Origin of the sequence: Kitasatospora sp. MMS16-BH015 (assembly GCF_002943525.1) — a bacterium.
Classification (GTDB): Bacteria; Actinomycetota; Actinomycetes; order Streptomycetales; family Streptomycetaceae; genus Kitasatospora.
This window is the reverse complement of record NZ_CP025394.1, coordinates 5,113,451-5,137,477: the sequence shown is the minus strand read 5'-3', so window position 1 is coordinate 5,137,477 and position 24,027 is coordinate 5,113,451. Positions and strand designations below refer to the sequence as shown.

Annotated in this window: 20 protein-coding genes; 11 read left to right on the top strand and 9 right to left on the bottom strand. The window is 72.5% G+C overall.

The genetic code is table 11. The features are described 5' to 3' along the window. Positions 1-19: 19 nt before the first annotated feature. Both fxsA and pdxH read right to left on the bottom strand, forming a co-directional pair. Positions 20-202 carry an FxSxx-COOH cyclophane-containing RiPP peptide gene (gene fxsA / locus CFP65_RS22340; protein WP_104817855.1) on the bottom strand — a complete coding sequence of 61 codons (183 nt, stop codon included), beginning with the start codon at positions 200-202 and terminating at the stop codon, positions 20-22. Positions 203-480: 278 nt separating this feature from the next. Then, on the bottom strand, positions 481-1,179 hold the full coding sequence (gene pdxH, locus CFP65_RS22335) for a pyridoxamine 5'-phosphate oxidase (protein ID WP_371682447.1): 699 nt from the start codon (positions 1,177-1,179) through the stop codon (positions 481-483). A gap of 324 nt (positions 1,180-1,503) precedes the next feature. On the opposite strand from pdxH, the gene CFP65_RS22330 reads away from it, so the two are divergent. Both CFP65_RS22330 and serC read left to right on the top strand, forming a co-directional pair. Then, on the top strand, positions 1,504-2,604 hold the full coding sequence (locus CFP65_RS22330) for a citrate synthase 2 (protein WP_104817853.1): 1,101 nt from the start codon (positions 1,504-1,506) through the stop codon (positions 2,602-2,604). 135 nt (positions 2,605-2,739) lie between these two features. Continuing rightward, on the top strand, positions 2,740-3,858 hold the full coding sequence (gene serC, locus CFP65_RS22325) for a phosphoserine transaminase (RefSeq protein WP_104817852.1): 1,119 nt from the start codon (positions 2,740-2,742) through the stop codon (positions 3,856-3,858). Positions 3,859-4,229: 371 nt separating this feature from the next. On the opposite strand, the gene thpR is transcribed toward serC, so the two are convergent. Further along, entirely contained in the window at positions 4,230-4,823 is a 594-nt protein-coding gene (gene thpR / locus CFP65_RS22315) for an RNA 2',3'-cyclic phosphodiesterase (protein ID WP_104817850.1), read from the bottom strand. Between the two features lie 186 nt (positions 4,824-5,009). Here thpR and CFP65_RS22310 point away from each other — a divergent pair, with 186 nt between their 5' ends. Continuing rightward, positions 5,010-5,528: a GNAT family N-acetyltransferase gene (locus CFP65_RS22310; RefSeq protein ID WP_104817849.1), complete on the top strand. Its 519-nt coding sequence runs from the start codon at positions 5,010-5,012 to the stop codon at positions 5,526-5,528. Positions 5,529-5,561: 33 nt separating this feature from the next. Here the strand turns inward: CFP65_RS22310 and CFP65_RS22305 are convergent, their stop codons facing one another. Beyond that, a complete protein-coding gene (locus CFP65_RS22305; RefSeq protein ID WP_104821044.1) occupies positions 5,562-6,833 on the bottom strand; it encodes an MFS transporter in 1,272 nt (423 codons plus the stop codon). A 377-nt stretch (positions 6,834-7,210) separates the two neighbouring features. Next, complete coding sequence (locus CFP65_RS22300; protein ID WP_104817848.1) at positions 7,211-7,645, bottom strand: MarR family winged helix-turn-helix transcriptional regulator; 435 nt, start codon at positions 7,643-7,645, stop codon at positions 7,211-7,213. 259 nt (positions 7,646-7,904) lie between these two features. Here CFP65_RS22300 and CFP65_RS22295 point away from each other — a divergent pair, with 259 nt between their 5' ends. After that, the gene (locus tag CFP65_RS22295; protein ID WP_104817847.1) at positions 7,905-8,705 is read left to right on the top strand and encodes an MHYT domain-containing protein; all 801 of its coding nucleotides are present in this window, start codon (positions 7,905-7,907) and stop codon (positions 8,703-8,705) included. A gap of 122 nt (positions 8,706-8,827) precedes the next feature. Here CFP65_RS22295 and CFP65_RS22290 read toward each other — a convergent pair whose 3' ends face one another. Both CFP65_RS22290 and CFP65_RS22285 read right to left on the bottom strand, forming a co-directional pair. Further along, positions 8,828-10,555, bottom strand: a complete 1,728-nt coding sequence (locus CFP65_RS22290; protein WP_104817846.1) for a hydrogenase maturation protein — start codon at positions 10,553-10,555, stop codon at positions 8,828-8,830. Between the two features lie 232 nt (positions 10,556-10,787). Beyond that, positions 10,788-12,674 (bottom strand): PAS domain S-box protein, encoded by a 1,887-nt coding sequence (locus CFP65_RS22285; RefSeq protein ID WP_168219621.1) that lies wholly within the window; start codon positions 12,672-12,674, stop codon positions 10,788-10,790. Positions 12,675-12,998: 324 nt separating this feature from the next. Between CFP65_RS22285 and CFP65_RS22280 the strand changes: the two genes are divergently transcribed. From CFP65_RS22280 to CFP65_RS39140, 3 genes are all read left to right on the top strand, one after another. Then, a complete protein-coding gene (locus CFP65_RS22280) occupies positions 12,999-13,580 on the top strand; it encodes a sigma-70 family RNA polymerase sigma factor (RefSeq protein WP_371682445.1) in 582 nt (193 codons plus the stop codon). Positions 13,581-13,720: 140 nt separating this feature from the next. Beyond that, positions 13,721-14,254 carry a hypothetical protein gene (locus CFP65_RS22275; RefSeq protein ID WP_104817844.1) on the top strand — a complete coding sequence of 178 codons (534 nt, stop codon included), beginning with the start codon at positions 13,721-13,723 and terminating at the stop codon, positions 14,252-14,254. Between the two features lie 310 nt (positions 14,255-14,564). Further along, positions 14,565-14,789 (top strand): hypothetical protein, encoded by a 225-nt coding sequence (locus CFP65_RS39140; protein WP_158702312.1) that lies wholly within the window; start codon positions 14,565-14,567, stop codon positions 14,787-14,789. 47 nt (positions 14,790-14,836) lie between these two features. Here CFP65_RS39140 and CFP65_RS22265 read toward each other — a convergent pair whose 3' ends face one another. Further along, on the bottom strand, positions 14,837-16,294 hold the full coding sequence (locus tag CFP65_RS22265) for an NCS2 family permease (RefSeq protein WP_104817842.1): 1,458 nt from the start codon (positions 16,292-16,294) through the stop codon (positions 14,837-14,839). Between the two features lie 244 nt (positions 16,295-16,538). On the opposite strand from CFP65_RS22265, the gene CFP65_RS22260 reads away from it, so the two are divergent. The 4 genes from CFP65_RS22260 to CFP65_RS22245 all read left to right on the top strand — a co-directional run bounded on the left by CFP65_RS22260 (position 16,539) and on the right by CFP65_RS22245 (position 20,611). Then, the gene (locus CFP65_RS22260; protein ID WP_104817841.1) at positions 16,539-16,820 is read left to right on the top strand and encodes a DUF2530 domain-containing protein; all 282 of its coding nucleotides are present in this window, start codon (positions 16,539-16,541) and stop codon (positions 16,818-16,820) included. A 78-nt stretch (positions 16,821-16,898) separates the two neighbouring features. Then, positions 16,899-17,669, top strand: coding sequence for a class I SAM-dependent methyltransferase (locus CFP65_RS22255; protein ID WP_104817840.1), 771 nt, complete (start codon positions 16,899-16,901; stop codon positions 17,667-17,669). 97 nt (positions 17,670-17,766) lie between these two features. Continuing rightward, positions 17,767-20,253: an HAD-IC family P-type ATPase gene (locus CFP65_RS22250; protein ID WP_104817839.1), complete on the top strand. Its 2,487-nt coding sequence runs from the start codon at positions 17,767-17,769 to the stop codon at positions 20,251-20,253. A 4-nt stretch (positions 20,254-20,257) separates the two neighbouring features. Next, positions 20,258-20,611, top strand: a complete 354-nt coding sequence (locus tag CFP65_RS22245; protein ID WP_104817838.1) for a hypothetical protein — start codon at positions 20,258-20,260, stop codon at positions 20,609-20,611. Between the two features lie 112 nt (positions 20,612-20,723). Here CFP65_RS22245 and CFP65_RS22240 read toward each other — a convergent pair whose 3' ends face one another. Next, positions 20,724-24,014 (bottom strand): sacsin N-terminal ATP-binding-like domain-containing protein, encoded by a 3,291-nt coding sequence (locus CFP65_RS22240; RefSeq protein ID WP_104817837.1) that lies wholly within the window; start codon positions 24,012-24,014, stop codon positions 20,724-20,726. Positions 24,015-24,027 lie beyond the last annotated feature (13 nt).

Sequence of the window (24,027 nt, the reverse complement as noted above, 5' to 3'; positions counted from 1 at the left end):
TCTCGGATCTACGGGGTGGTCAGATCGAGGAGTTGAAGGCCGCGACGGCGACCCGGCCGGGCTCGTCGCCCGGCAGGGCGCGGTGCAGGCGCGCGGTGAGGCGGTCCGTACCCAGTGCGGCGAGCTCGGCGAGCGCGGGCCGAGGTGCGGAGGTCTCGTCCGGCTCGGTGTCAACCGGCCGGACGGCGAGTGCGGCGACCATGGAAGTCTCGTTTCTGCGCCCGGGGCACGGGGAAGCTTGGGCGCGGGGAAAACGGGGTAACACAGATACCCTGTCCTGGCACTGGGTCGATCCCGATTACGCCCGATTTTCCCCACGCGAGGGCCCAGCAGCCCCTGGCGCCCCCGGAGAATGGCCCGGAAGAGTGAGACTCTCCACCAGCTCGGTCTAGTAACCCGTACGGCGGTTGACGTAGCCGTACCGATCATGTTCGCCCACCGCCCGTGGACGGCGCCGCCGCCCACGGGCCGGGCCGCCGCCTACGGGCAGAGCCGCTCCACCCGCCAGCCGGAGCCCTCCGCCACGTACCGCAGCCGGTCGTGCAGCCGGTTCGCCCGGCCCTGCCAGAACTCCACCGTCTCCGGCACCACCCGGTACCCGCCCCAGAACGGCGGCACCGGCACGCCCTCGCCCTCGGGGTAGCGGCCGGCCAGGTCGGCGTACCGCTGCTCCAGCACCTCGCGCCCGCTGACCGGGCTGGACTGCTCGCTGGCCCAGGCGCCGAGCTGCGACCCGTGCGGCCTGGTGCGGAAGTAGGCGGCCGTCTCGTCCCGGCCGACCTTCTCCACCCGGCCGGTGACCTGCACCTGGCGGCCCAGCAGGATCCACGGGAAGAGCAGCGCGGCCCAGGGGTTGACGGCCAGTTCGCCGCCCTTGCGGGAGCCGTAGTTGGTGTAGAACACGAAGCCGCGCCGGTCGTAGCCCTTCAGCAGCACGGTGCGCGAGCTCGGCCGGCCCGCCGCGTCGGCGGTGGAGAGCACCATCGCGTTGGGCTCGGGCACGCCCGCCTGCCGAGCCTCGTCGAACCACCGGGTGAACTGCGCGACCGGGTCGGCCGCGAGCTGGTGCTCGGTCAGACCGTCGTGCTCGTAGTGCTCGCGCATCACGCTCGGGTCCGGGGCGGGCCGGTCCTCGGCGGGCGTCGACTGGTGTTTCGGGTGGCTTTCCGCGGTAGGCACCCCAACATCATCCCGTACGACAAGCGTCGGGTACCGCTACGCCCGGGCAAACCCGGGTGGGAGATAAGGTGTCTCGCCACCGCTTCACCGCCCCCAGTGCGAGGATTTGTCCGGTATCACCCGGCACTCGCCGATTCGCCCGTCAACGAGGACGGGCCGAGCCCGCCAGTGACGTCAGGCTCCGGGGAACATCACCTCGGTGGTGTCTGGCGCAATGCACTCCGTGCCTGTCACTCTGACACCGAGTGCCAACCACCATACGGTCGACGCCGGATCCGCCCCACCACGGCGGCCCGGCGCATCGGATCACTGAAGGAGCCGTCCATGTCCGATTTCGTACCCGGGCTTGAGGGTGTCGTCGCTTTCGAGAGCGAGATCGCCGAGCCCGACCGTGAAGGCGGCGCCCTCCGATACCGTGGTGTCGACATCGACGAACTGGTCGGCAACGTCTCCTTCGGCCACGTCTGGGGCCTGCTGGTGGACGGCAAGTTCAACCCCGGCCTGCCGGCCGCCGAGCCCTTCCCGATCCCGGTGCACTCCGGTGACATCCGGGTCGACGTGCAGTCCGCGCTCGCGATGCTCGCCCCGGTCTGGGGCCTCAAGCCGCTGCTCGACATCGACGCCGAGCAGGCCCGTGACGACCTCGCCCGGGCCGCCGTGATGGCGCTCTCCTACGTGGCCCAGTCGGCCCGCGGCCAGGGCCTGCCGATGGTCCCGCAGAGCGAGATCGACAAGGCCGAGACCGTGGTCGAGCGGTTCATGATCCGCTGGCGCGGCGAGCCGGACCCGAAGCACGTCAAGGCGATCGACGCGTACTGGACCTCCGCCGCCGAGCACGGCATGAACGCCTCCACCTTCACCGCCCGCGTCATCGCCTCCACCGGCGCCGACGTGGCCGCCGCGCTCTCCGGCGCCGTCGGCGCGATGTCCGGCCCGCTGCACGGCGGCGCCCCGTCCCGCGTGCTCGGCATGATCGAGGAGATCGAGCGCACCGGCGACGCCACCACCTGGGTCAAGAACGCCCTCGACAAGGGCGAGCGCCTGATGGGCTTCGGCCACCGCGTCTACCGCGCCGAGGACCCGCGCGCCCGCGTGCTGCGCCGCACCGCCAAGGAGCTCGGCGCCCCGCGCTTCGAGATCGCCGAGGCGCTGGAGAAGGCCGCGCTGGAGGAGCTGCACAACCGCCGCCCCGACCGCGTGCTCGCCACCAACGTGGAGTTCTGGGCCGCCATCATGCTCGACTTCGCCGAGGTGCCCGCGCACATGTTCACCTCGATGTTCACCTGCGCCCGCACCGCCGGCTGGTCGGCGCACATCCTGGAGCAGAAGCGCACCGGCCGCCTCGTGCGCCCCGCCGCGCGCTACATCGGCCCCGGCCCGCGCAGCCCGCGCGACATCGAGGGCTACGAGTCCATCGCCCACTGAACGCAGATCTGAGGCCTGGTCACCCGCGCGGGTGACCAGGCCCCGGCACACCCCACGGCGTGACCAGCGAAGCTCACGTCTCAGCGGGCGGACCGACGTGTCCGCCCCCGCACGGAGAGCAGTAGGCTGCCCATCGTGGCTCAGATCCAGATCCCCGCTGACATCAAGCCCGCCGACGGCCGATTCGGCTGCGGCCCGTCCAAGGTGCGCCCCGAGGCACTGAGTGCCCTCGCTGCCACCGGCGCTGCCCTGCTGGGCACTTCGCACCGCCAGGCCCCGGTCAAGAACGTGGTCAAGCGCGTCCGCGAAGGCGTCCGCGAGCTCTTCTCCCTCCCCGAGGGTTACGAGGTCGTGCTCGGCAACGGCGGCTCCACCGCTTTCTGGGACATCGCGGCCTTCGGCCTCGTCCGGAGCAAGTCCCAGCACCTCAACTTCGGCGAGTTCTCGTCCAAGTTCGCCTCCTCGGTCAAGGCCGCCCCCTGGCTGGACGACCCGACCGTGATCAAGACCGAGCCGGGCACCCACCCGCTGCCGGTCGCCGAGGCGGGCGTGGACGTCTTCGCGCTCACCCACAACGAGACCTCCACCGGTGTCGCGATGCCGATCCGCCGCCCCGAGGGCGCGGACGCGGGCTCGCTGGTGCTGGTGGACGCCACCTCGGGCGCGGGCGGCCTGCCCGTGGACATCACCGAGACGGACGTCTACTACTTCGCCCCGCAGAAGTGCTTCGCCTCCGAGGGCGGCCTCTGGCTGGCGACCTTCTCCCCGGCCGCCCTGGAGCGCGCCGCCGAGATCGCCGCCTCCGGCCGGTACATCCCGCCGTTCTTCGACCTGCCGACGGCGATCGACAACTCCTCGAAGGACCAGACCTACAACACCCCGGCCATCTCCACCCTGGTGCTGCTCGCCGAGCAGCTGGAGTGGCTGAACGGCAACGGCGGCCTCGACTGGGCCGTGGCCCGCACCGCCGAGTCCTCCTCGATCCTGTACTCCTGGGCCGAGAAGTCATCCTTCGCCCAGCCCTTCGTGGCCAAGGCCGAGGAGCGCTCGCAGGTGGTCGGCACCATCGACTTCGACGAGTCGATCGACGCCGCCGCCATCGCCAAGGCGCTGCGCGCCAACGGCATCGTCGACACCGAGCCGTACCGCAAGCTCGGCCGCAACCAGCTCCGCGTCGCGATGTTCCCGGCCGTCGAGCCGGCCGACGTGCAGGCGCTCACGGCCTGCATCGACTACGTGGTCGACGCGCTCTGACCCATGCGAAAGGGGGGTGCGGCCTCGGCCGCACCCCCCTTTCGCACGTCTACTTGACCAGCGAGCTGATCAGTACGACAACCAACAGCAGCAGCAGCGAGCCGCTCACGATCCGCATACGGGTTTTCGGGTCCACGGTCATCGAGGGTACCTGGCCCGACCGCGCCTCCCGGCCCGGGGGCGCGGCGGCCCGGGCCGCCCCGGTCAGAAGTCGGCCTGGCTCCAGTTCTCCGCGTTGGCGCCGGTGCAGCACCGGAACTCGGTCCAGCTGCCGTAGCTCCCGACGTCGAGGCACCGGCCCGAGTCCGGGCTGTAGCGCAGCCCCGCGCCCCAGCCCTCAGACCTCAGACCTCTCGGCCCTCTCGGCTCCCTCAGCCCTCCGACCACCGGGCCAGCGGCCAACTCCGCAGCGTGGTGTACCGCGAGGGCCCGGAGCCGGTCTCGCTGCGCACCAGGTGCAGCTCCGCCGCCTCCCACTCCTCGCCCCGGTACTCCGCCAGCTGCTCGGCCAGCCGCTGCAGGCCCCCGGCGGCGGCCCGCCGCTCGGCCCGGCGCTGCCCGTGGGTGGAGCCGGCCCGGGCCAGGGTCAGGTGCGGGTGGAAGCCGAACTGGTCGGTCTCCACCCCGAGTTCGCCGACCCCGGCCCGGACGGCCTCGGCAAGGCGCCGCAGCGCCCAGACCTCGCCCTCCACCCCGGCCCAGAGCACCCGGTCACCGAAGCAGCCGCCCCCGGCCAGCCGCAGCCGGTGGGCGCCGTGCCCGGCCGCGACCCGCCCGAGCAGCTCCTCCACGGCCGGCACCTCGGTGACCGGCAGCTCCCCGAGGAAGGCCAGCGTCAGGTGCCACCCCTCCACCGCCGACCAGCGCAGCCGCTCCGCCTCCGCCGCCGACCGCAGCGGCGCCACGGCATCCACCAACTCCTGCACCGCCGACACCGGCGGCAGCACCGCCACGAAAAGCCTCATGCGCCCATCCTCAGCCACCCGCAGGCCCCCGCGCACCCGCCCCACTCCCATCGCCCGACCACCGCGAAGGCCCCACGCACCCGCCCTCGGCCACCCGCAGGGCCCGGCGCACCCGCCCCACTCCCATCCCCCGACCACCGCGAAAGCCCCGTGCACCCACGCCCGGCCACCGGATAGAACTGAGCCATGAAGATACGCACCGGCACCGCCGAATCCGCCCCCGAGGTGCTCCGCCTGCTCGACGAGGCCGTGGCCTGGCTCGCCGGCCTGGGCCGCACCGGCCAGTGGGGCGACCAGCCCTTCAGCTCCGTGCCCCGCCGGGTCGAGCACGTGCACGGCTACTTCGCCCCGGACTGCCTGCCCCGCCTCGCCGAGGCCGAGGACGGCACCCTGCTCGGCGCCTGCGTGCTCTCCGAGACCCTGCCCTCGTACGCCACCCCGATCGAGGACACCGAGCTGTACGTGCGCCTGCTGGTCACCTCCCGCGAGCACTCCGGCTCCGGCATCGGCGCCGCCCTGATCGCGGACGCGGTCGAGGAGACCCGCCGCCGGGGCCACCCGGTGCTCCGGCTGGACTGCTACGCGGGCGACGACCGCCGCCTGGTCGGCCAGTACCAGCGCCTCGGCTTCACCCCCACCGACACCTTCACGGTGGAGCAGGCGGGCAAGCCCTGGCCGGGCCAGCTCCTGGAGATCCGGGTCTGACCCCCAGGAGCGCCCGCACCGCCGGCCCGGCGGTCACGCCGCGGTGGCCAGTGCCGACCGCGGCACCACGGCCACCACCCGGCCGCCGTGCCCGGGGTGCAGGTCCACCCGCACCCGCAGGTCGGCCGCCCGGGCCAGCACCAGCGCGACCACTCCGGCCGCGGCCGCCGAGACGGCGCCGCAGGCCAGCAGGCCGAGCCGGGGGCCGTACGCGGCCGTCACCCAGCCGACCAGCGGGGCGCCGATCGGGGTGCCGCCGGTGAAGACCAGTACCAGCAGGCCCATCACCCGCCCGCGCATCGCGGGCTCGGTGGCCAGCTGGATCGCCGAGTTGACCGAGGTGTTGAAGGTCAGCCCGAAGATGCCGATCAGCGTCAGCAGCACCGCGAAGGACCAGTAGCCCGGCGCGAAGGCGGCCAGCACCTCCAGCGCCCCGAAGGCCAGCGCGGCCCAGACCAGCCGCCGCAGTCTCGGCGCCCCGCGCCGGGCCGCGTACAGCGCCCCGGCCAGCGAGCCGACCGCCATCGCGGTGTTCAGCAGGCCGTACTGCCCGGCGCCGACCTTGAAGGTGTCGTAGGCGAAACCCGACAGCAGGGTCGGGAAGTTGAAGCCGAAGGTGCCGATGAAGCCGGCCAGCACCATCGGCCAGAACAGCTGCGGGCGCTCCTTCACGTACCGCAGCCCCTCCCGGAGCTGCCCCCTCTCCCGGGCGATCGGTGTGATCGGCCGCAGCTCGCCGGTCCGCATGGCCAGCAGGCCGCCGATCACCGCCGCGAAGGAGACCGCGTTGACGGCGAAGGCCCAGCCGCTGCCCACCGCGGCGATCAGCAGACCGGCCACGGCCGGGCCGACCAGGCGCGCGGTCTGGAAGTTGGCGGCGTTCAGGCTGACCGCGTTGGCCAGGTCCTTGGGGCCGACCATCTCGCTCACGAAGGCCTGCCGGGTCGGGTTGTCGACCACGGTGACCAGGCCGAGCAGCAGGGCGAAGACGTACACCACCCCGGCGGTGACCACCCCAGTGATCGTCAGCACGGCCAGGCCGGCGGCCAGCAGGCCCATCGCGCCCTGGGTGACGATCAGCAGCCGGCGCTTGGGCATCCGGTCGGCGAGCACCCCGCCGAACAGGCCGAGCAGCAGCATCGGGAGGAACTGCATGGCGGTGGTGATACCCACCGCGAGCGGGCTGCCGGTGAGGCTCAGCACCAGCCAGTCCTGGGCGATCCGCTGCATCCAGGTGCCCGTGTTGGAGACCACCTGACCGGCGAAGTAGTAGCGGTAGTTGCGGACCCGCAGCGAGGAGAACATCCCCCGGGGCCGGGTGAACTGCGCTCCGGTGGCGCCGGGGCCACGGGAGCCGGACGCGGCGGTGGTGGCCGCCGCGGTGCGTTCGTCGGGGTCGTCGTCGCCGGTGCCCGGCAGGCCCACGGGGGCGGGCGCCTGGAGCTCGGCGGAGGCGGCGGGGGCCGCCTGCTCGGTGCCGGAGTCGTCGGTACGGGTGGCGGCGGCAGCTGAGGCCGGCGGTGTCACGTTGGTCTCCCCTCGGTGCGCACGCGCCGCCGGGGCGACGCGCACGCGACTGTTCTCTCGTATCGGTCCTGCGGTGATGCGGTACTCCTTCTCTCGTGGCCCGGGCCGTTCCCTCGTGGCCGGGCCGGGCCGGTGCGTCGGTCGCAGAACGCGGCTCAGAGGTGCGCGAGCTTGTAGAGCGCGGGCGCCGCCGCCTTCAGCTGCGCCCACTCCTCCTCGCTCAACCCCTCGGCCAGCTCGGCCAGCCAGGCGTTCCGCCGCCGACGGCTCTCCGCGAGGATCGCCTCGGCCTGCTCGGTGGCGCTCACCACCACCTGCCGCCGGTCCTCCGGGTGCGGCTCCCGCCGCACCAGGCCCTTCTCCTCCAGCATCGCGATGATCCTGGTCATCGAAGGCGGCTGCACGTGCTCCTTCCGGGCCAGCTCACCCGGGGTCGCCTTCCCGCACCTCCCGAGCGTCCCCAGCACCCCGATCTCGGTAGGACTGAGCGACTCCTCGACACGCTGGTGTCGGAGTCGGCGGGCAAGGCGCATCGCGGAGGACCTGAGCTGGCTGATCGCCGCCAGATCATCCTCGGACATCTCGGGCATGTACTTAGCCTACGTCATTACCCTCCCTAAAGAAAAATCATTTGATCAAGCCGCAAGTCGGGCCGCGCCACCTGAACATCCGGTCGAGACTCCATGGCGACTTCATGTGCAGATCGTGAAGTACCGCTCCTGACCTGCCAGTTCGCCGAATTTCGCCGCGTTTGGCGAGTTTTGCCGTAGCGCAACCGAAGAATTACGCTCCGGATTGTCAGGAACACGGCACGAAACCCCATCACGCCCACCCAGCACGGGAGTTCTCTTGGCCCATCTCAACCACGCCGTCTACGGCTGGGTGACGCCTGCGCTGTCCTACCTCGCCGCCTGCCTGGGCGCCCTGGTGGCCCTGCGCTCGACCCGCTGGGCCCTGCTCAGTGAGGGCCGCACCCGGCGCAACTGGCTTGTCTTCGCGTCGATTTCGCTCGGTGGCGGGATCTGGACCATGCACTTCATCGCCATCCTGGGCTTCTCCGTCTCCGGCGCCGAGGTGCACTACGACGTCCTGCTCACGGTGCTCAGCCTGGTGATCGCGATCGTGGTGGTCGGCGCCGGCATCTTCGCCGTCGGCTACAGCAAGCGGCCCAACCTGGCCCTCCCGGTAGGGGGTTTGGCCACCGGACTGGGCGTCGCGGCGATGCACTACCTCGGCATGGCGGCCATGCGACTGCCCGGCACCGTCGAGTACGCGCCCCTCACGGTGGCCGCCTCGATCGCGATCGCCGTCCTGGCGGCCACCGCCGCACTCTGGGCCACCCTGAACATCCGCGGCACCCGCGCCGTGCTGGCCGCCGCGCCCGTGATGGGCGTCGCCGTCTGCGCGATGCACTACACCGGCATGTTCGCGGTCTCGGTGCACCTGACCGACGGCATCCGGCACACCACCGCCGGGGTGCCCGCGCTGGAGTTCGTCTTCCCGCTCGCCGTCGGCTTCGGCACCTACGTGTTCGTCAGCGCGCTGGCCTTCGCGGCAGCGCCCAGCAAGCAGAACGCCCAGCAGTCGGTCTTCCTCGGCCCGGCCGCCCCGCTGGCCCCGTCCGGCAGCGGGTACCCCGTCCGTCGCTGACCACAACTCGCTTTCGGCAAAACAGAGTTACCCTGAGAGCAGCGGAAGGGCCCGTCCCCACCCCCCGACGGGACGAGCCCTTCCGCGTTGCCGTTCCTCCGCCGCTCCAGTACTGCGGCGGTTCAGCCCCGGCCGGCCTCGGAGCCGACCAACTTGCCCTCGCCCCTGATGTGTTCGGGGGTCGCCGTCGGGCAGACCTTGTGCACGAACTCCTGCCGCAGCCGGTGGTACGGCTCCTCCGGCTCGAAGAAGTTCCGCCGCATCCGGGCGAGTTCCTCCTCGCGGTAGCGGGCCAGCGGCTTGACCGCCTCGTCCGCCTCCCGCCAGCGCTGCTTCTCCAGCAACTTGCCCGCCAGCTCGGGAGATCCGGCCAGCTCGGCGGCCTGCCGCCTGGTCCACTCGCGGAACTCGGCCGCGCTGCCGCCGCCCACCCGGTCCACCAGGCCGAGCCGCAGCGCCTCGGCCGCGCCGACCGGCAGCGCCTCGGTGGTGAGCCGCCGGGCCTGCTCCTCGCCGACCCGGCGCGGCAGGGTGTAGGTCCAGTACTCGGAGCCGTACAGGCCCATCAGCCGGTAGTGCGGGTTGAGCACGGCCGCGCTGCGGCACCAGACCTCGTCCGCCGCGATGGCCAGCATCAGGCCGCCGGCCGCCGCGTTGCCGGCCAGTGCGGAGACGGTGACCTTGCCGGTGGTGGTGAGGATGGCCTCGACCAGGTCGTCCATCGCGTTGATGTTCTCCCAGGACTCCTGGGCCGGGTCCTCGGCCGCCTCGATCACGTTGAGGTGGATGCCGTTGGAGAAGAAGTCCCGGGCCGGGCCGAGCACCAGCACCGAGGTCGGCCGGTCGGCGGCGGCCCGGTAGGCGGCGGTCAGCCGGCGGCACTGCTCGGTGCTCATCGCCCCGCTGGGGAAGGCGAATTCGAGGTAGCCGACCTCCCCCTCCTCGCGGTAGCGCAGCTCCGACCAGGTCTGCCGCCCGGCGGCGACGAACGGCTTGACCGACACCTCGGGCAGCGCCTCGGCGAGCTCGCCGAGCACCAGGGTGGCCGGCAGCTTGTAGGTGACCGGGCCGCCGGGGGTGCGGCGGGCCCGCAGCTGGGTCAGCCAGACCGCGCCGTCCCGGGTGGCCCGGCAGACCGCACCCTCCCGCCGGGCGATCAACTCGCCGGCCTTGCCGCGCAGTTCGTCCTCGGGGTGGGCCCCGTGCAGGAAGTACTCGCGGCCGTCGATCTCGTCCAGCACCCCGGGCTGCGAATCGGCCGAGCGCAGCTTGCGCAGCACGGTGGCGGTGTCGTCCGCCTGCCAGTCGATCCGGCGGTGCTCCTGGCCGTGGTACGGCCGCAGCCGACCCCGCACGTCCTCGCGGTCGTAGTCCAGCGGCTCGGGGCGGTAGCGGCCGGAGCCGAAGCGCTCGACCGCCAGCAGCACGCCCTCGACGGCCGCGGCGGCCACCTCGTTCCGGTACAACTCGCTCTTGCCGCAGGGCTCCACGGTGAAGGCCACCGAGGCCCAGATCGGCCCGGCGTCCATCTCCGCCACGGCCTGGAGCACGGTGACGCCCCACTCCTCGGCGCCCTCGTGGATCGCCCAGTCGAGTGAGGAGGGCCCGCGGTCGCCCTTCGGGCCCGGGTGCACGATGAGCACGGTGTGCCGGGACCAGATGTCCTCGGGTATCGCTCTGGTGAGCATCGGCGCCACGATCAGGTCCGGCTCGAACCGCGCCACCCCGGCCCGCATCACGTCTTCACCCAGGGCCAGTTCGACACCCACCACGTGCCCACGGCTTCTGAGTTCGGTGTGCACCCGCTGGGTAAGGCTGTTGAACGCGCTGGCGATCAGCAGAATGCGCAAGGTGGCCCCTCCGACTGTGAGTCAGCAGTACTGTCGAATCCCCGTGGTGCTCTCCGATCCACCGGGCCCCCAACCCGGACGTCACCCCGCCCGGCGCACCGGGCCCGCCCATCCAACCATGGTCATGGACATGCAAGGCGGCTAAACCCGAACTTGCGGCCGATTTCCTCACCCAACGCTCACGCTCCGTACCCGTCGGTCACCTCCCGTTCGCAATCGACCCCGTTAGCGCTCACAAGTGCAGGGTGAACCAGGTGGTCTTCCCGGTCCCGTTCGGCCGCACGCCCCAGCTCTCGGCGAGCGTGTCGACGATGATCAGACCCCGGCCGGACTCCTCCTCGTCGGTGGCCAGCCGGGGGTGCGGGCGCTCCGGGCTGTGGTCGCTGATCTCCACCGTGAGCTCGTCGGCGGTGCGGTGCAGGCGCAGCCCGATCGGCCCCCGGGCGTGCCGGACGGAGTTGGTGAGCAGCTCCGAGAGCAGCAGGCAGGCGTCGTCCGCCCGATGGGCGCAGCCCCAGGCGGTCAACGCCTCGGCCAGGAAGCCCCGGGCCTCCGCCACGGCCGAGGCCCGGGCCGGCAGTTCGGTGCTCACGGTGGCCAGCGGTGCCTCGGGCAACCGGGTCAGCAGCAGCGTGACGTCGTCGTTGTGGCCCTCGGCGTCCGGCAGCAGCGTGCCCAGTACGTGGTCAGCCACCGCCTCCAGCCCTTCCCGGCCCGACCCGGCCTCGAACGCCTTTCCCACCACGCCGACCAGGTGGTCGAGTTCGGCCTCGATGTCGCCGCCGGGGGTCTCCACCAGGCCGTCGGTGTAGAGCAGCAGGGTGGCGCCGGGCGGCACCGCCGTCCGCTGCTGCTGGTGCGGGATGCCGCCCACCCCGAGCGGCGCGCTGACCGGGGCCGGCAGCACCCGGACGGGCTCGCCGGGCGCGGCCAGCAGGGTGGGCAGGTGGCCGGCCGAGCAGATGGTCACCTCGCCGGTGTCAGGGGCGATCACCAGGTAGCAGCAGGTGACCAGTTGGTCGGGCAGCTCCAGGTCGGTGACGGCCGCGTCCAGCGCCTGCATCAGCTGCCGGGGCTCCATCCCGGTCTTGGCCAGGGCGTGTGCGGCCGAACGGAGTTGGCCCATCACGGCGGCGGCCTCCAGCCCACGGCCCATCACGTCTCCGATCAGCACCCCGACCCGCCCGGCACCCAGAGGGATCAGGTCGAACCAGTCGCCGCCCACCCCCGCCCCCTGGGTGGCCGGCAGGTACCGGCTGGCGGTGGCCAGGCCGGGGATCGCGGGCGGGGTGCCCATCAGGCTGCGCTGGAGGGTCAGCGCGATGTGCCGCTGCTGTTCGTACAGCACGGTCAGCTCGGCCTCGGCCCGCTTGCGGTCGCCGATGTCCCGGACGATCGCGCAGGCCCCGGTCACGGTGCCGTCGGCCGTCCTGGTCGGCCAGAGCGTCACGTCCACGTCGACCAGGGCGCCGCTGCGGGTGACCCGCAGGGTCTCGAAGTGCTCCACCCGCTCGCCGGCCCCGAGCCGCTTGAGCAGCACGGTGATCTCCTCGTGGTGCTCCGGCAAGGCCAGCATCGCCACGTGGCGGCCGAGCGCCTCGGCTGCCGAGTACCCGTACAGCGACTGTGCGGCGGCGTTCCAGTAGGTGATCCGCCCGTCCAGCGTCTTGGCCAGGATCGCGTCCTGCGAGGACTCCACCAGCGCGGCCAGCTCGTTGATCCGCGCCTCGGCCGCCTTGCGGTCGCTGACGTCCCGTACGGCCGCCGAGTACAGCATCCCCTCGGCCGTCTCCAGCGGGCTCAGGCTGATCTCCACCGGGAACTCGGTGCCGTCCTTGCGCAGCCCGTGCAGCTCCAGCCCCGCCCCCATCGGCCGTACCTGCCGGTTGGCGGCATACCCGTCCCGGTGCCGGGTGTGCTGCCCCCGGAACCGCCCTGGCACCAGCAGCTCCACCGGCCGCCCCAGCAGCTCCTCCCGCCGGTACCCGAACAGCGCCTCCGTCTGCGCGTTCACCAACGTGATCACCCCGGCGTCGTCCACGATCACCATCGCGTCCGGCGCCGCCTCCAGCAACCCCCGGAACCTCCGCTCGGCCGCTCTGCCCGCGCCACCGCCCATGCCTGCTCCCTCACCCTCGCGAACCGGCCCCGTTCCCTCCCCACCCCACCGCATCGACCCCCCGCCCACTCCGGTATGTCCACAACTGCCCCCACTCGCCTGAATATGCCAACAGACCGTGCAGTTTCGACCGCTCGAACGCCAACGAGCCCCCGTCGCAGTCCATGCGTGGAAGCCGAGCGGCGACTACACAACTCATCCACGACTGGTCGGAATTGACCGCTCTACTCGACGGATTTCCACCAGGACTATCCGATCTCGCCTGCCGAAGCTCTGTTCTTCCTCAAGTCACGGTCAAGAAAGGCACTCTGATGGTTCTGTCGCTTGGGCATCGCAGAAGCACCGCGCCGAAGGCTCGGCCACGAGGCCCGGCACCGACAAGGGGGGACAGCCTTGCCACTTTCCACTCAGCCGACATCCACGAGCATCGAACCGGAAGACGGAGACCACTTACGGCAGAGAGCGGACGCCCTGATCTGCGCCATGCTTCCGGAACTCCACCGCCAGGCGTCCTGGTACGCCCCGGCAAACGCCCATGACGTCGTGCAGTCCGTCTGCGAGAAGCTCCTCCGCAGGAGACTCGACCTGCTGGAACACCCCAATCCCCTCGCCTACGCGCTCCGCTCGGTCATCACCACCGCGTACGACGGTCACCGGCGCGAACGCCACGAAGCTCCCCTGGCAGTGGCCGAGACCCCGTCACACCGCCCGATCGAACGCCGCGAGGCCGAACTGGAGACACTCCGGATCCTCCGCACGCTGACGGACGGCCAGGCCCGAGCCGTCGCCCTCGTCGATGTCGACGGCTACACCCTCGACGAGGCGGCACTACGCCTCGGAGTCCACCGCGGCACCATTGCACGGCTTCGAGCCCGCGGCATCGCCCGCCTACGCCGGCCGTCATGACCGATCGCACGGAAGAAGATCTTGCTCTCCCTGTCATACGAACGACTTCGTCCTGCGTCTACAGAGCACCCGTAGCAACGCCGACCGCCAAGGGCCCTGGCACCGGCACCGCTACCCGTCACCGTCACGAGGAGCACTTCATGCGACGCAAGGCCGTACTGATCGTGGCAACTGCCTCGGCAGCAGCCACCTTCCTGTCGGCGCCGACAGCGATTGCCGCCGGCAGCGCCGTCCCGGGCCCGAACGTCAACCACTGCAACTACGAGGCGTGGTACGACGGCATCAGCAACCAAGGCCGGACCCTGTTCGGAGTCGGCCCCACGCAGGCCAACTACAACGGCACGTCCCACGACGCCACATCGACCTTCTCGGCTCAGATCAGCGGCACCGTCGGCATGACGATCAATGCCAGTGTCTCGGCCGATGCGGGGATCGTGCTCGCCCGCGCCTCCGCCAGCACCGGCGTCAGCCTCAGTGCCTCCCTCACCGCCAGCCTCGGCAACTCCACCACGGTCACCACCAGCCCCGGGCGCACCGCTTACGCCACCTACGGGGTCTGGCGACTCCAGACCTACGGCACCTACCACGTCAACCGAGAGGACTGCTCCTCGACTGCCACCGGGCTGACTGCCTTCAGCCCCTGGTACGTCGGCTGGAACACCTGGAGCAACTGACCGGCCCGGATCGCATGACACCGTCGGCCGCCGCCCCGCGGCGGCCGACCTCAGCTCAGAACGGACAGCCATGGCAACACGGAAGAATCAGCGGAGCGGAGCCCTCCTCGGCACCGCGCTCCTCGTCGGCCTGGTCGCCGGCTGTTCGTCAGTCGCCCCGACAGCCACCGGCACCGCAGCTCCACTGCCGGCCTCACCCGCCTCGCCCTCCGCCACGACACCGACCCCGCTCGATTTGCCGCCCCTCCCTCCGGCGGAGTCCGGCACCACCACCCTGGCATCCGTACCGCTCCGGACCGGAGGCACCACGGTGGCTTCGATCAGCGTCGGCAAGGGCGACCTCCTGGTGACCATCCTCTGCACCGGCGGATCCCTCGTCCTGCACATGGAGCCGGTCTCCACGACCACCATCCCCTGCACCATCGGGGCAGTCACTCCGGTGAGGAACAATTTCCACCTCGGCTCCCCCAAGGACATCAGCGTCAGCGTCGACGCGGAGGCCACCGTGCGGTGGAACATGAGGATCGAGCAGTGACGGCCCCGCACTCCGGCGAGTGCGGGGCCGTCCGATCGAGGGCCGGGTCAGCTCAGGCCGAGGGCCGGCATCGCGTAGTAGAAGGCGAAGACGGCGGCGACCGCGTACATCGCGACCGGGACCTCGCGGAAGCGGCCGGCGGCGATGCGCAGGACGCAGAAGGCGATGAAGCCGAAGCCGATGCCGTTGGTGATGGAGTAGGTGAACGGCATCATGATCATCGTCAGGAAGGCCGGGACGGCGATCGTGTAGTCGTTCCAGTCGATCTCGCGGATCGAGTTGGCCAGGATCAGGAAGCCGACCGTGACCAGGGCCGGGGTGGCGGCCTGGGCCGGGACCATGGTGGCCAGCGGGGTGAAGAAGAGGGCCAGCAGGAAGAGGCCGCCGGTGACGATCGAGGCGAAGCCGGTGCGGGCGCCCTCGCCGACGCCGGCGGTGGACTCGACGAAGCAGGTGTTGGCCGAGGAGGAGGTGGCGCCGCCCGCGGCGGTGGCGATGCCGTCCACCATCAGGATCTTGTTGATGCCCGGCAGGTCGCCCTTCTCGTCCAGCAGGTGCGCCTCGTCGGCCACGCCGAGGATGGTGCCCATCGCGTCGAAGAAGCAGGACATCAGCACGGTGAAGACGAAGAGCACGCCGGTCACCAGCCCGACGTGGTGGAACCCGCCGAACAGGCTCACCTGACCGACCAGCCCGAAGTCCGGCGCGGCCACCGGGTTGCCCGGCCAGACCGGCACGGTCAGGCCCCAGGCGCTCGGCGCGATGGTGGCGGCCTGGTCGAGCAGCACCGCGAAGGCGGTCATCGCCGCAATGCTGATCAGGATCGCGCCCGGCACCTTGCGGATGACCAGCACCAGGGTGAGCAGCAGCCCGAGGATGAAGACCAGCACCGGCCAGCCGACCAGGTGCCCGGTGCCGCCGAGCTGCACCGGCACGGTGGTGTGGGCGGCGTCCGGCATCCGGGTGACGAAGCCGGAGTCGACCAGGCCGACCAGCGCGATGAACAGGCCGATGCCGATCGCGATGGCCTTGCGCAGGCCGAGCGGCACCGCGTTCATCACCCGCTCGCGCAGCCCGGTGGCGACCAGCAGCATGATCGCGAAGCCGGCCAGCACCACCATGCCCATCGCGTCCGGCCAGCTCATCTTGGGGGCGAGCTGGAGGGCGACGATGGTGTTGACCCCGAGGCCGGCCGCCAGGCCGATCGGCACGTTGCCGATCACGCCCATCAGCAGGGTGGTGAGCCCGGCGGTGAGCGCGGTGGCGGTGACCAGCTGGGCGCTGCTGAGGTGGGCGCCGTGCACGTCCACGGCGCTGGCCAGGATGATCGGGTTCAGCACCAGGATGTAGGCCATGGTGAAGAAGGTGGCCGTGCCACCGCGGATCTCGCGGCCGAGCGTGGAGCCGCGCTCGGAGATCCGGAAGTAACGGTCCAGCACGCCGCCGGGCGGCGTGGTCTGGGAGGGCTCGGGCGACGTGGTGGTCGGCTGGGCCTGCGGAGACATCGGACGTCCTCGTCGAGTGGGGGGGGAGAGGAGGAATCGCCCGGAGCGACGGTGAGCCGGGCGGAGCCGGGAGCGGTCAGGCTCTGGGGAGGCTCACCGGAGTCTCAAGTATGGATTCCTCGGTCGTGCACGCGCCATCTTCGCGCGTAGAACACGCCACTTACGGTCACTCCCGGTCGGTCTCCGCCAGGACGTCGCCGCCGCCTCTCCACCCGGGCCCCACCGGCCCCGTACGCTATGCCCCATGGCCAAGACCCCGCTGCACCCCTCCCCGCCGCCCTACGAGGTGAACGACGTCGCGATCGTCGGCGGCGGCACGGTGCTCTGGTTCCTAGCCTTCCTCGCCCTGCTGCCCTTCGACGACAGCCTGAGCGCGGGTGGCCACCACTACTGGCCGTGGATCTGCCTCTCCGGCGCCGGCCTCGGCCTGATCGGCCTCTGGTACTGCCGCGCCCGCCAGGCCGCCATCCGGCGCAGCGAGGCAGCCGGCGCCGCCGGCCCGCAGGCCGCCCCCACCGCCGACTGAGGTCCGTTTCGCCCCCTTCCGGGCGTTTCACCCGTAAATCGGTGGAACCGCACGGCGGCACTCCGCGACGATGGCCCCATGGACCACAGCGATCGCACCTTCGAGGACCTCGTCGCCGAGGCCGACAGCGTCTCCGTCGACGGCTGGGACTTCAGCTGGCTGGACGGCCGGGCCACCGAGCAGCGCCCGTCCTGGGGCTACCAGCGGCTGCTCGGTGGCCGGCTGGCCACCGCCTCCGCCGCGCTGGACGTCCAGACCGGCGGCGGCGAGGTGCTGGCCGGCGCCGGGGCGCTGGCAAAGCTGACGGTGGCCACCGAGTCCTGGCCGCCCAACATCGCCAAGGCCACCCGCCTGCTGCACCCGCTGGGCGCCGTGGTGGTGGCCGACCCGGACGAGCCGCCGCTGCCCTTCGCCGACGCCGCCTTCGACCTGGTGACCAGCCGTCACCCGGCCACCGTCTGGTGGGAGGAGATCGCCCGGGTGCTGGCCCCCGGCGGCAGCTACTTCGCCCAGCACGTGGGCCACTCCAGCGTCTTCGAGCTGGTCGAGTACTTCCTCGGCCCGCAGCCCGAGCAGGTCCGCCGGGCCCGCCACCCCGAGACGGACCGGGCCGCCGCACAGGCCGCCGGCCTCGAGGTGACGGACCTGCGCTTCGAGTCGCTGCGCACCGAGTTCCGCGACATCGGCGCGGTGGTCTACTTCCTCCGCAAGGTGATCTGGATGGTGCCGGGCTTCACCGTGGAGCAGTACCGCGAGCGGCTGCGCGCACTGGACGCGCGGATCCGGGCCGAGGGCCCGTTCGTCGCGCACTCCTCCCGCTTCCTGATCGAGGCCCGCAAGCCCGCCTGACCGGCCGGAGCACCCCGGGCGGGCCCCGCCACTCGGTTGGCCCGAATCGCCCCACGGGAGGGCGCAACGGACAAATCACCCACCTAGAGTCGGTCTCATGACGCATCCCGCGGAAGACACCACCGACCACGGCAGCGGCCCCGCCCCGGGCGCGCACTCCAGCGGCCTCGGGCCCGACCGGCGCGCCGGGCTCAGTACTGCCCAGGTGGCCGAGCGGATCGCGAACGGCCAGGTCAACGACGTGCCGGTGCGCTCCAGCCGCTCGCTGCGGGAGATCGTCCGGGCCAACGTCTTCACCAGGTTCAACGCGATCATCGGCGTGATGTTCGCGATCATCCTGGTGGTCGGCCCGATCCAGGACGGCCTGTTCGGCCTGGTGATCGTGGCCAACACCGCGATCGGCATCATCCAGGAGCTAAGGGCCAAGAAGACCCTGGACAGCCTGGCCCTGATCGGCGAGGCCAAGCCCCAGGTGCGGCGGGACGGCACCGCGCAGCAGGTCTCGGTCGGCGAGATCGTGCTCGACGACACCGTGCTGCTCGGCATCGGCGACAAGGTGATCGTGGACGGCCTGGTCACCGAGGCCGACGGTCTGGAGATCGACGAGTCACTGCTCACCGGCGAGCCCGACCCGGTGCTCAAGCGCCCCGGCGACGAGGTGATGTCCGGCAGCTTCGTGGTGGCCGGGGCCGGCGCGTTCACCGCCACCAAGGTCGGCCGCCAGGCGTACGCGGCGCAGCTGGCCGAGGAGGCCAGCCGGTTCACCCTGGTCAAGTCGGAGCTGCGCAGCGGCATCGACTCGATCCTGAAGTTCATCACCTACCTGCTGGTGCCCACCGCGATCGGCCTGATCGTCAGCCAGCTGGCTGTGGAGAAGCACGACTGGCGCGAGGCGGTGCGCCGGATGGTGGCCGGCATCGTGCCGATGGTGCCGGAGGGCCTGGTGCTGCTCACCTCGGTCGCCTTCGCGATCGGCGTGGTGCGCCTGGGCCGCAAGCAGTGCCTGGTGCAGGAGCTGCCCGCGATCGAGGGCCTGGCCCGGGTGGACACCGTCTGCCTGGACAAGACCGGCACCCTCACCGAGGGCGGGATGGACCTGGTCGAGCTGCGCCCGCTGGACGCGCCGCAGGCCCCCGCCGAGGAGCGGCTGCGGCCTGGCGCGCCGCTGGCCAACCACCTGCTCACCGACCGCGCGGTGCTCGGCCAGGCGCTCGGCGCGATGGGCCGGGCCGACGCCCGGCCCAACCCCAGCATGCAGGCCGTGCTCGACGCCTACGGCGGCGAGCAGGAGGGCGGCTGGCGGGTGCTGGAGGCGATGCCCTTCTCCTCCGCCCGCAAGTGGAGCGGGGTGCAGCTGCTGGAGCCGCAGGGCGGCGAGGCCAGCTGGCTGCTCGGCGCACCGGACGTGCTGCTGCCGGCCGGGCACCCGGCGCTGGCCGAGGTGGACGAGCTCGGCTCGCAGGGCCTGCGGGTGCTGCTGCTCGGCCGCTCGCCGCTGCCGCTGGACGCCCCCGACCCGGCCGCCGAGCTCCGCCCGCTGGCCCTGGTGGTGCTGCGTCAGCGGCTGCGTTCGGACGCCGCCGAGACGCTGCGCTACTTCGAGAGCCAGCAGGTCGAGGTCAAGGTCATCTCCGGCGACAGCGCCGTCTCGGTCGGCGCCGTCGCCGCCCACCTTGAGCTGCCCGGGGCCGACCACCCGCTGGACGCCCGCACCCTCCCCACCACCCCCGAGGAGCTGGCCGAGACCGCCGACCGCACCACCGTCTTCGGCCGGGTGACGCCCCAGCAGAAGCGCGACCTGGTCGGGGCCCTGCAGTCCCGGGCGCACACCGTGGCGATGACCGGCGACGGCGTCAACGACGTGCTGGCGCTCAAGGACGCCGACATCGGCGTGGCGATGGGCTCCGGCAGCGAGGCCACCCGGGCGGTGGCCCAGATCGTCCTGCTGAACGACAGCTTCGCCACCCTCCCCTCGGTGGTGGCCGAGGGCCGCCGGGTGATCGGCAACATCGAACGGGTCGCGCGGCTCTTCCTGGTCAAAACGGTCTATTCGGTCTTGTTGGCCCTGCTGGTGGTCTTCACCCACGTGCCGTACCCGTTCCTGCCCCGGCACTCCACCGTGCTCAGCTCCCTCACCATCGGCATCCCGGCCTTCTTCCTGGCCCTGGCCCCCAACAACGAACGGGCCCGTACCGGCTTCGTCCGCCGCGTCCTGCGGCTCGCGATCCCCGGCGGGGTGATCGCCGGCACCGCGACCTTCACCGCCTACATGCTGGCCCGCGCCAACCACGCGACCGACCTCAAGGCCGACACCAGCGTGGCCACCCTGACCCTCTTCCTGGTCGCCATCTGGGTGCTGGCGATCGTGGCCCGCCCGTACACCTGGTGGCGGCTGGCCCTGATCGGCACGATGGGGGGAGCGTTCGCACTCGTCCTGCTGGTGCCCTGGCTGTCGAACTTCTTCCAGCTCTCGCTGGACGGCACACGTGATCCATGGACGGGTGTGGGCATCGCGGTGGTGGCAGGCTTGCTGCTGGAGGTCGTCTCACGAGTGATGGGGCGGCGGATGACGAACGGGGGCTGACGAGGTGGCACGCAGGGGTGGGGACCTGGAGGCGTTCATCGCATTCTGCCTGGGCGGCACCGCCGCCTTCCTCAGCTGGCTGGGCCTCCACTGCCTGGCCGAAGCCGAGGCCCTCCCACCCCCGATCCAGGGCCACACCGCCCTGACCGTCGCCCTGATCGGCCTGACCTGCACCGTCCTGGCCTACCGCACCCTGCGGACGCCGATCCAGATCGGCGACCAACTGGCGGCCTTGAGGCTCCTCAAGGAGACCCAACGCGCCAAGGCGAGCCATTCAGGGGCGGCACTTCAAGGGGCGCGGGGAACGGCACACCCAGGGGCGCGGGGAACTGCGCGAAATCGGAAGAAGCCGACCTGAACCTGCCGCCGAAGAGTCACTTGCACGCCCCATCGGATAGTGCAACTGGCTCACCGTGTAAAGCGACAGCAAGTCGTATGGCTGGCCGCGCCGTTCCTCGCGCCCCTGGTGGTTACCCCTCGAAGTCGCGCGCAGCGAGCAGCTCATAAGCCCGCTCGGGCTCGGTGAGAGCCGCCAGGACCTCGAAGCGGCGGTGCCACTGCCCCACCGACCAGGCCAGGCCGGCCGCCAGGCCCTCCGGGGTGGCGGCGTGCAGCAGGCCCGGGACCGGTGGGACGTCGAACTCGTCGTCCTCGTCGCCGGCTTCGGCCTCGGCCGGGTCGTACGGGACCTCGGGGGTGGCGGCCGAGGTGTCCCAGCGCCAGCCGATCTCGGCCTCCTCGCCGTCGGGGCCGACGACCAGCAGCTCCTCGTGCTCCTCGTACGCGGCGGGGCAGCCGGGCAGCAACTCCCGTACCACCGCCGGAGTCCGATGCAGGGTGCCTTCCGAGAGCACGCGCCCACCGGCCACTTCGCTCGCCAGCGAGACGTGCAGCCGCTCGGCCAGACCGGCGGCGAGCTCGGGGGCGACGGGCAACAGCGGGTGGGTGTGCAGGAGTTCGACGAGATCCGGCGCGTCGGCGACCACCGCCTCGGTGGCGTCGACCAGCACGGTGCCCTCCGGGCGGCGGCCGGTGTCCGGGTCGAGCGGCGGCACCGCGCGCACCACGTCCAGCGGGTCGATGCGGTCGACCGGCACGCTCGCCAACTGCGTGTGGATGCCATGAAGTTGACGATGCGTCACATCAGAGGCCGGGTCGGTCAGCCGGTCCAGCAGCTCCTCCGCGCCGTGCGGCTCGGCGAGCAGCGCGGAGAGCGTGGTGCGGACGCCGAGGGCGTGCAGGAAGGTCTCGTCCAGGGTGGTGCGGGCCTCGTCGTAGAGGCCGCGCAGCAGCGGGTCGGCGCCGGCCGCGCGCAGGCCGGCGGGCTCGCGGCCGTCCAGGACGGGGTGGTCGCGGAGCCACCAGGCGGTGTACGGCGGGAGGTCGGCGTAGCGGCCGTCGGGCAGCAGGGCGCGGACGGGGTTGACCACGGCCTCCCGGTACGGCGGGCGGGCCAGCAGGGCCAGCGCCTCGGGCCAGGCGCCGTCCTCGACCAGGTCGAGGTCGCGGACGGCGAGGAGTTCGGCGGCCACCGGCGGGACGCCGAGCTCGGCCTGGTCGGCGTGCAGCGACTCCAGGGCGTCCTCGCACCACTCGGCCAGGCCGTCGGGGGCCTCGTCCAGCAGGCCGGTCGGGCGGCCGCCCGCCGCGCGGTCGGCGGGGGCGGTCGGGTCGAGCCGCTCCAGGTCGTCCGGGTCGAGCACCACGTCCTCGGCGCGGACCAGTACGAAGCTGCTCAACACGCCTGCGGCGGCCAGCACTTCGGGGCCCCAGCGGTCCAGCAGGTCATCGTCGGCGTAGCCGGCGTCCTCCTCGCGGGCCAGCGCGGCCAGCGGGCTGTCCGGCAGGATCAGCTCGCCCGCGCGGGAGAGCTCGCCCTCGTCGTCCGGCAGCGCGAGCCGGGCCAGCCAGGGGTGCTCGCCGGCGGTGGTGCCGGCCGCCTTGACCAGGGCCAGCACGGCGTCGGCCAGGTCGACGGCGGCGTCGAAGTCGTCCTCGCCCAGCTCCAGCGAGCGGGCCACGGCGGCCCGCACCTCGGGGGTGTCGAGCACCCCGGCGGGGGTCGCGGTGCCCGCGCCGAGCTTGGCCAGCAGCGGGTGGGCGGCCTCCGGGTGGGCCAGCCGCAGGTCGAGCAGGCCCAGCGCCTCGGCCAGCGTCTCCGGATAGCCCTCGTACCCGGCCCAGTCGGCCGGGTCGGAGGGCAGCAGCACCCGGCGCGGGCCGGTCACCATGCGCCCGTCGGCCAGCGGCACCGGCAGCGCGCCGAGCGCCTCCGGGTCGGCGCCGCCCAGCGCGGAGTACAGCCCGCGCCACCAGGACGGCTCGCGCTCCAGGCCGCCGAGCTGGTCGACCACCTCGGCCAGCGGCACCCGCCGCACGCCGAGCACCCGCAGCTCGGTGCGGCGCTCCAGACCGGCCGGCAGCAGGCCGGGGAAGATCGGGGCCAGCGCCTCGACCACCGAGTGGTCGGCACCCTCCAGCAGCGTCGCGTCACGCGGGCGCAGCGCCGGGGTGCCCTCCTCGACCGGGGCCGGGTGCGGCAGGAAGGGCGTCTCGGGCAGCAGCGCGAGGATCCCGGCGCGCAGCGCGTTGTCCAGCGCGCCCTGGCCGAGCGGGCCGGGCACCAGCCCCAACGAGCCGAGGCTCGCGCCCCGGGCGCGCAGCAGCTCGGCGTACGCCTCGGCGGCGCGCGCGGTCAGGAAGTCGGTCAGCGGCCCGGGGGCCACGTGCCGCCGGGTGGAGTCCAGCGGGTAGCCCGCGATCAGCAGCGCGGGCACCCCGAGCGGCTCCTCGCTGGGGGTGGGCGCGTGCACCACGGCGGTGGTGGTGAGCGGCAGCGGCGTGCCGTCAGCCCGGACCGGCACCGCCCAGGTCACCGACCAGTACGGCCGGGCCCGCTCCTCGGTCGGCCGGTCGGCCAGCAGCTCGGGGGCGATCGCCCCGGCCTGGGTGACGGTCTGCCAGATCGTCTCCTCGGCCTCATCGGTGACGGTCACCAGGGTCAGCCCGTCGGGTCGCTGCTCGGCCGCCGTGCGAGCCAGCCGGCGGGTGCCCTCGGGCGTCTCCACCACGACCTCGGCCAGCCCCGGCAGGGTGAGCAGCAGCGCCGCGTCCACCTCGTCCAGCAGCCGCCGGGTCAGGTCCTCGGCCGCCGCGTCGCGCAGCGGCAGCACCACCACGGTGTCGTAGCCCTCCGGCGCGGTGCCCTCCGCGGGCAGCGGCAGCCGCAGCAGCGGTACGTGCCCCTCGCGCCGCCGCAGCTCCTCGCCGAGCTCCGCCCGGGCCGCCGTCAGCTCGCGCGCCTCGGCCAGCGACCAGCGCACGCCGCCGTGGCCGCACAGCACCGCGGGCTCGTCGGTGACGGCCAGCACGGCCGCGAAGCCGACCCCGAACCGCCCGACGGTGGGGCTCTCGTCCGAGCGCTTGGAGGAGGCCCGCAGGGTCGACAGCGACTCCACGGCGGCGGCGTCCAGCGGCGCCCCGGTGTTCGCGGCGGCCAGCACCCCGTCCCGCAGCGTCAGCCGCAGCCGCCCGGGCACGGCGCCGGCCCGGGCCGCGGCATCCGCCGCGTTCTGCGCGAGCTCGACGATCAGCCGGTCCCGGTACCCCCCGAGCGCCAGCTCCTCCTCGGCATTGGCGTCCTCCCGGAACCGCGCCGGGGCCGCCGCCCACGCCGCCAGCACCCGGTGCCGCAGCCCCGCCGTGTCGAACACGTCGGCGATCTGGTCGTCGCTGCTGCCGCCGATGATCCGAGGCTCCACTTAACTGCCGTCC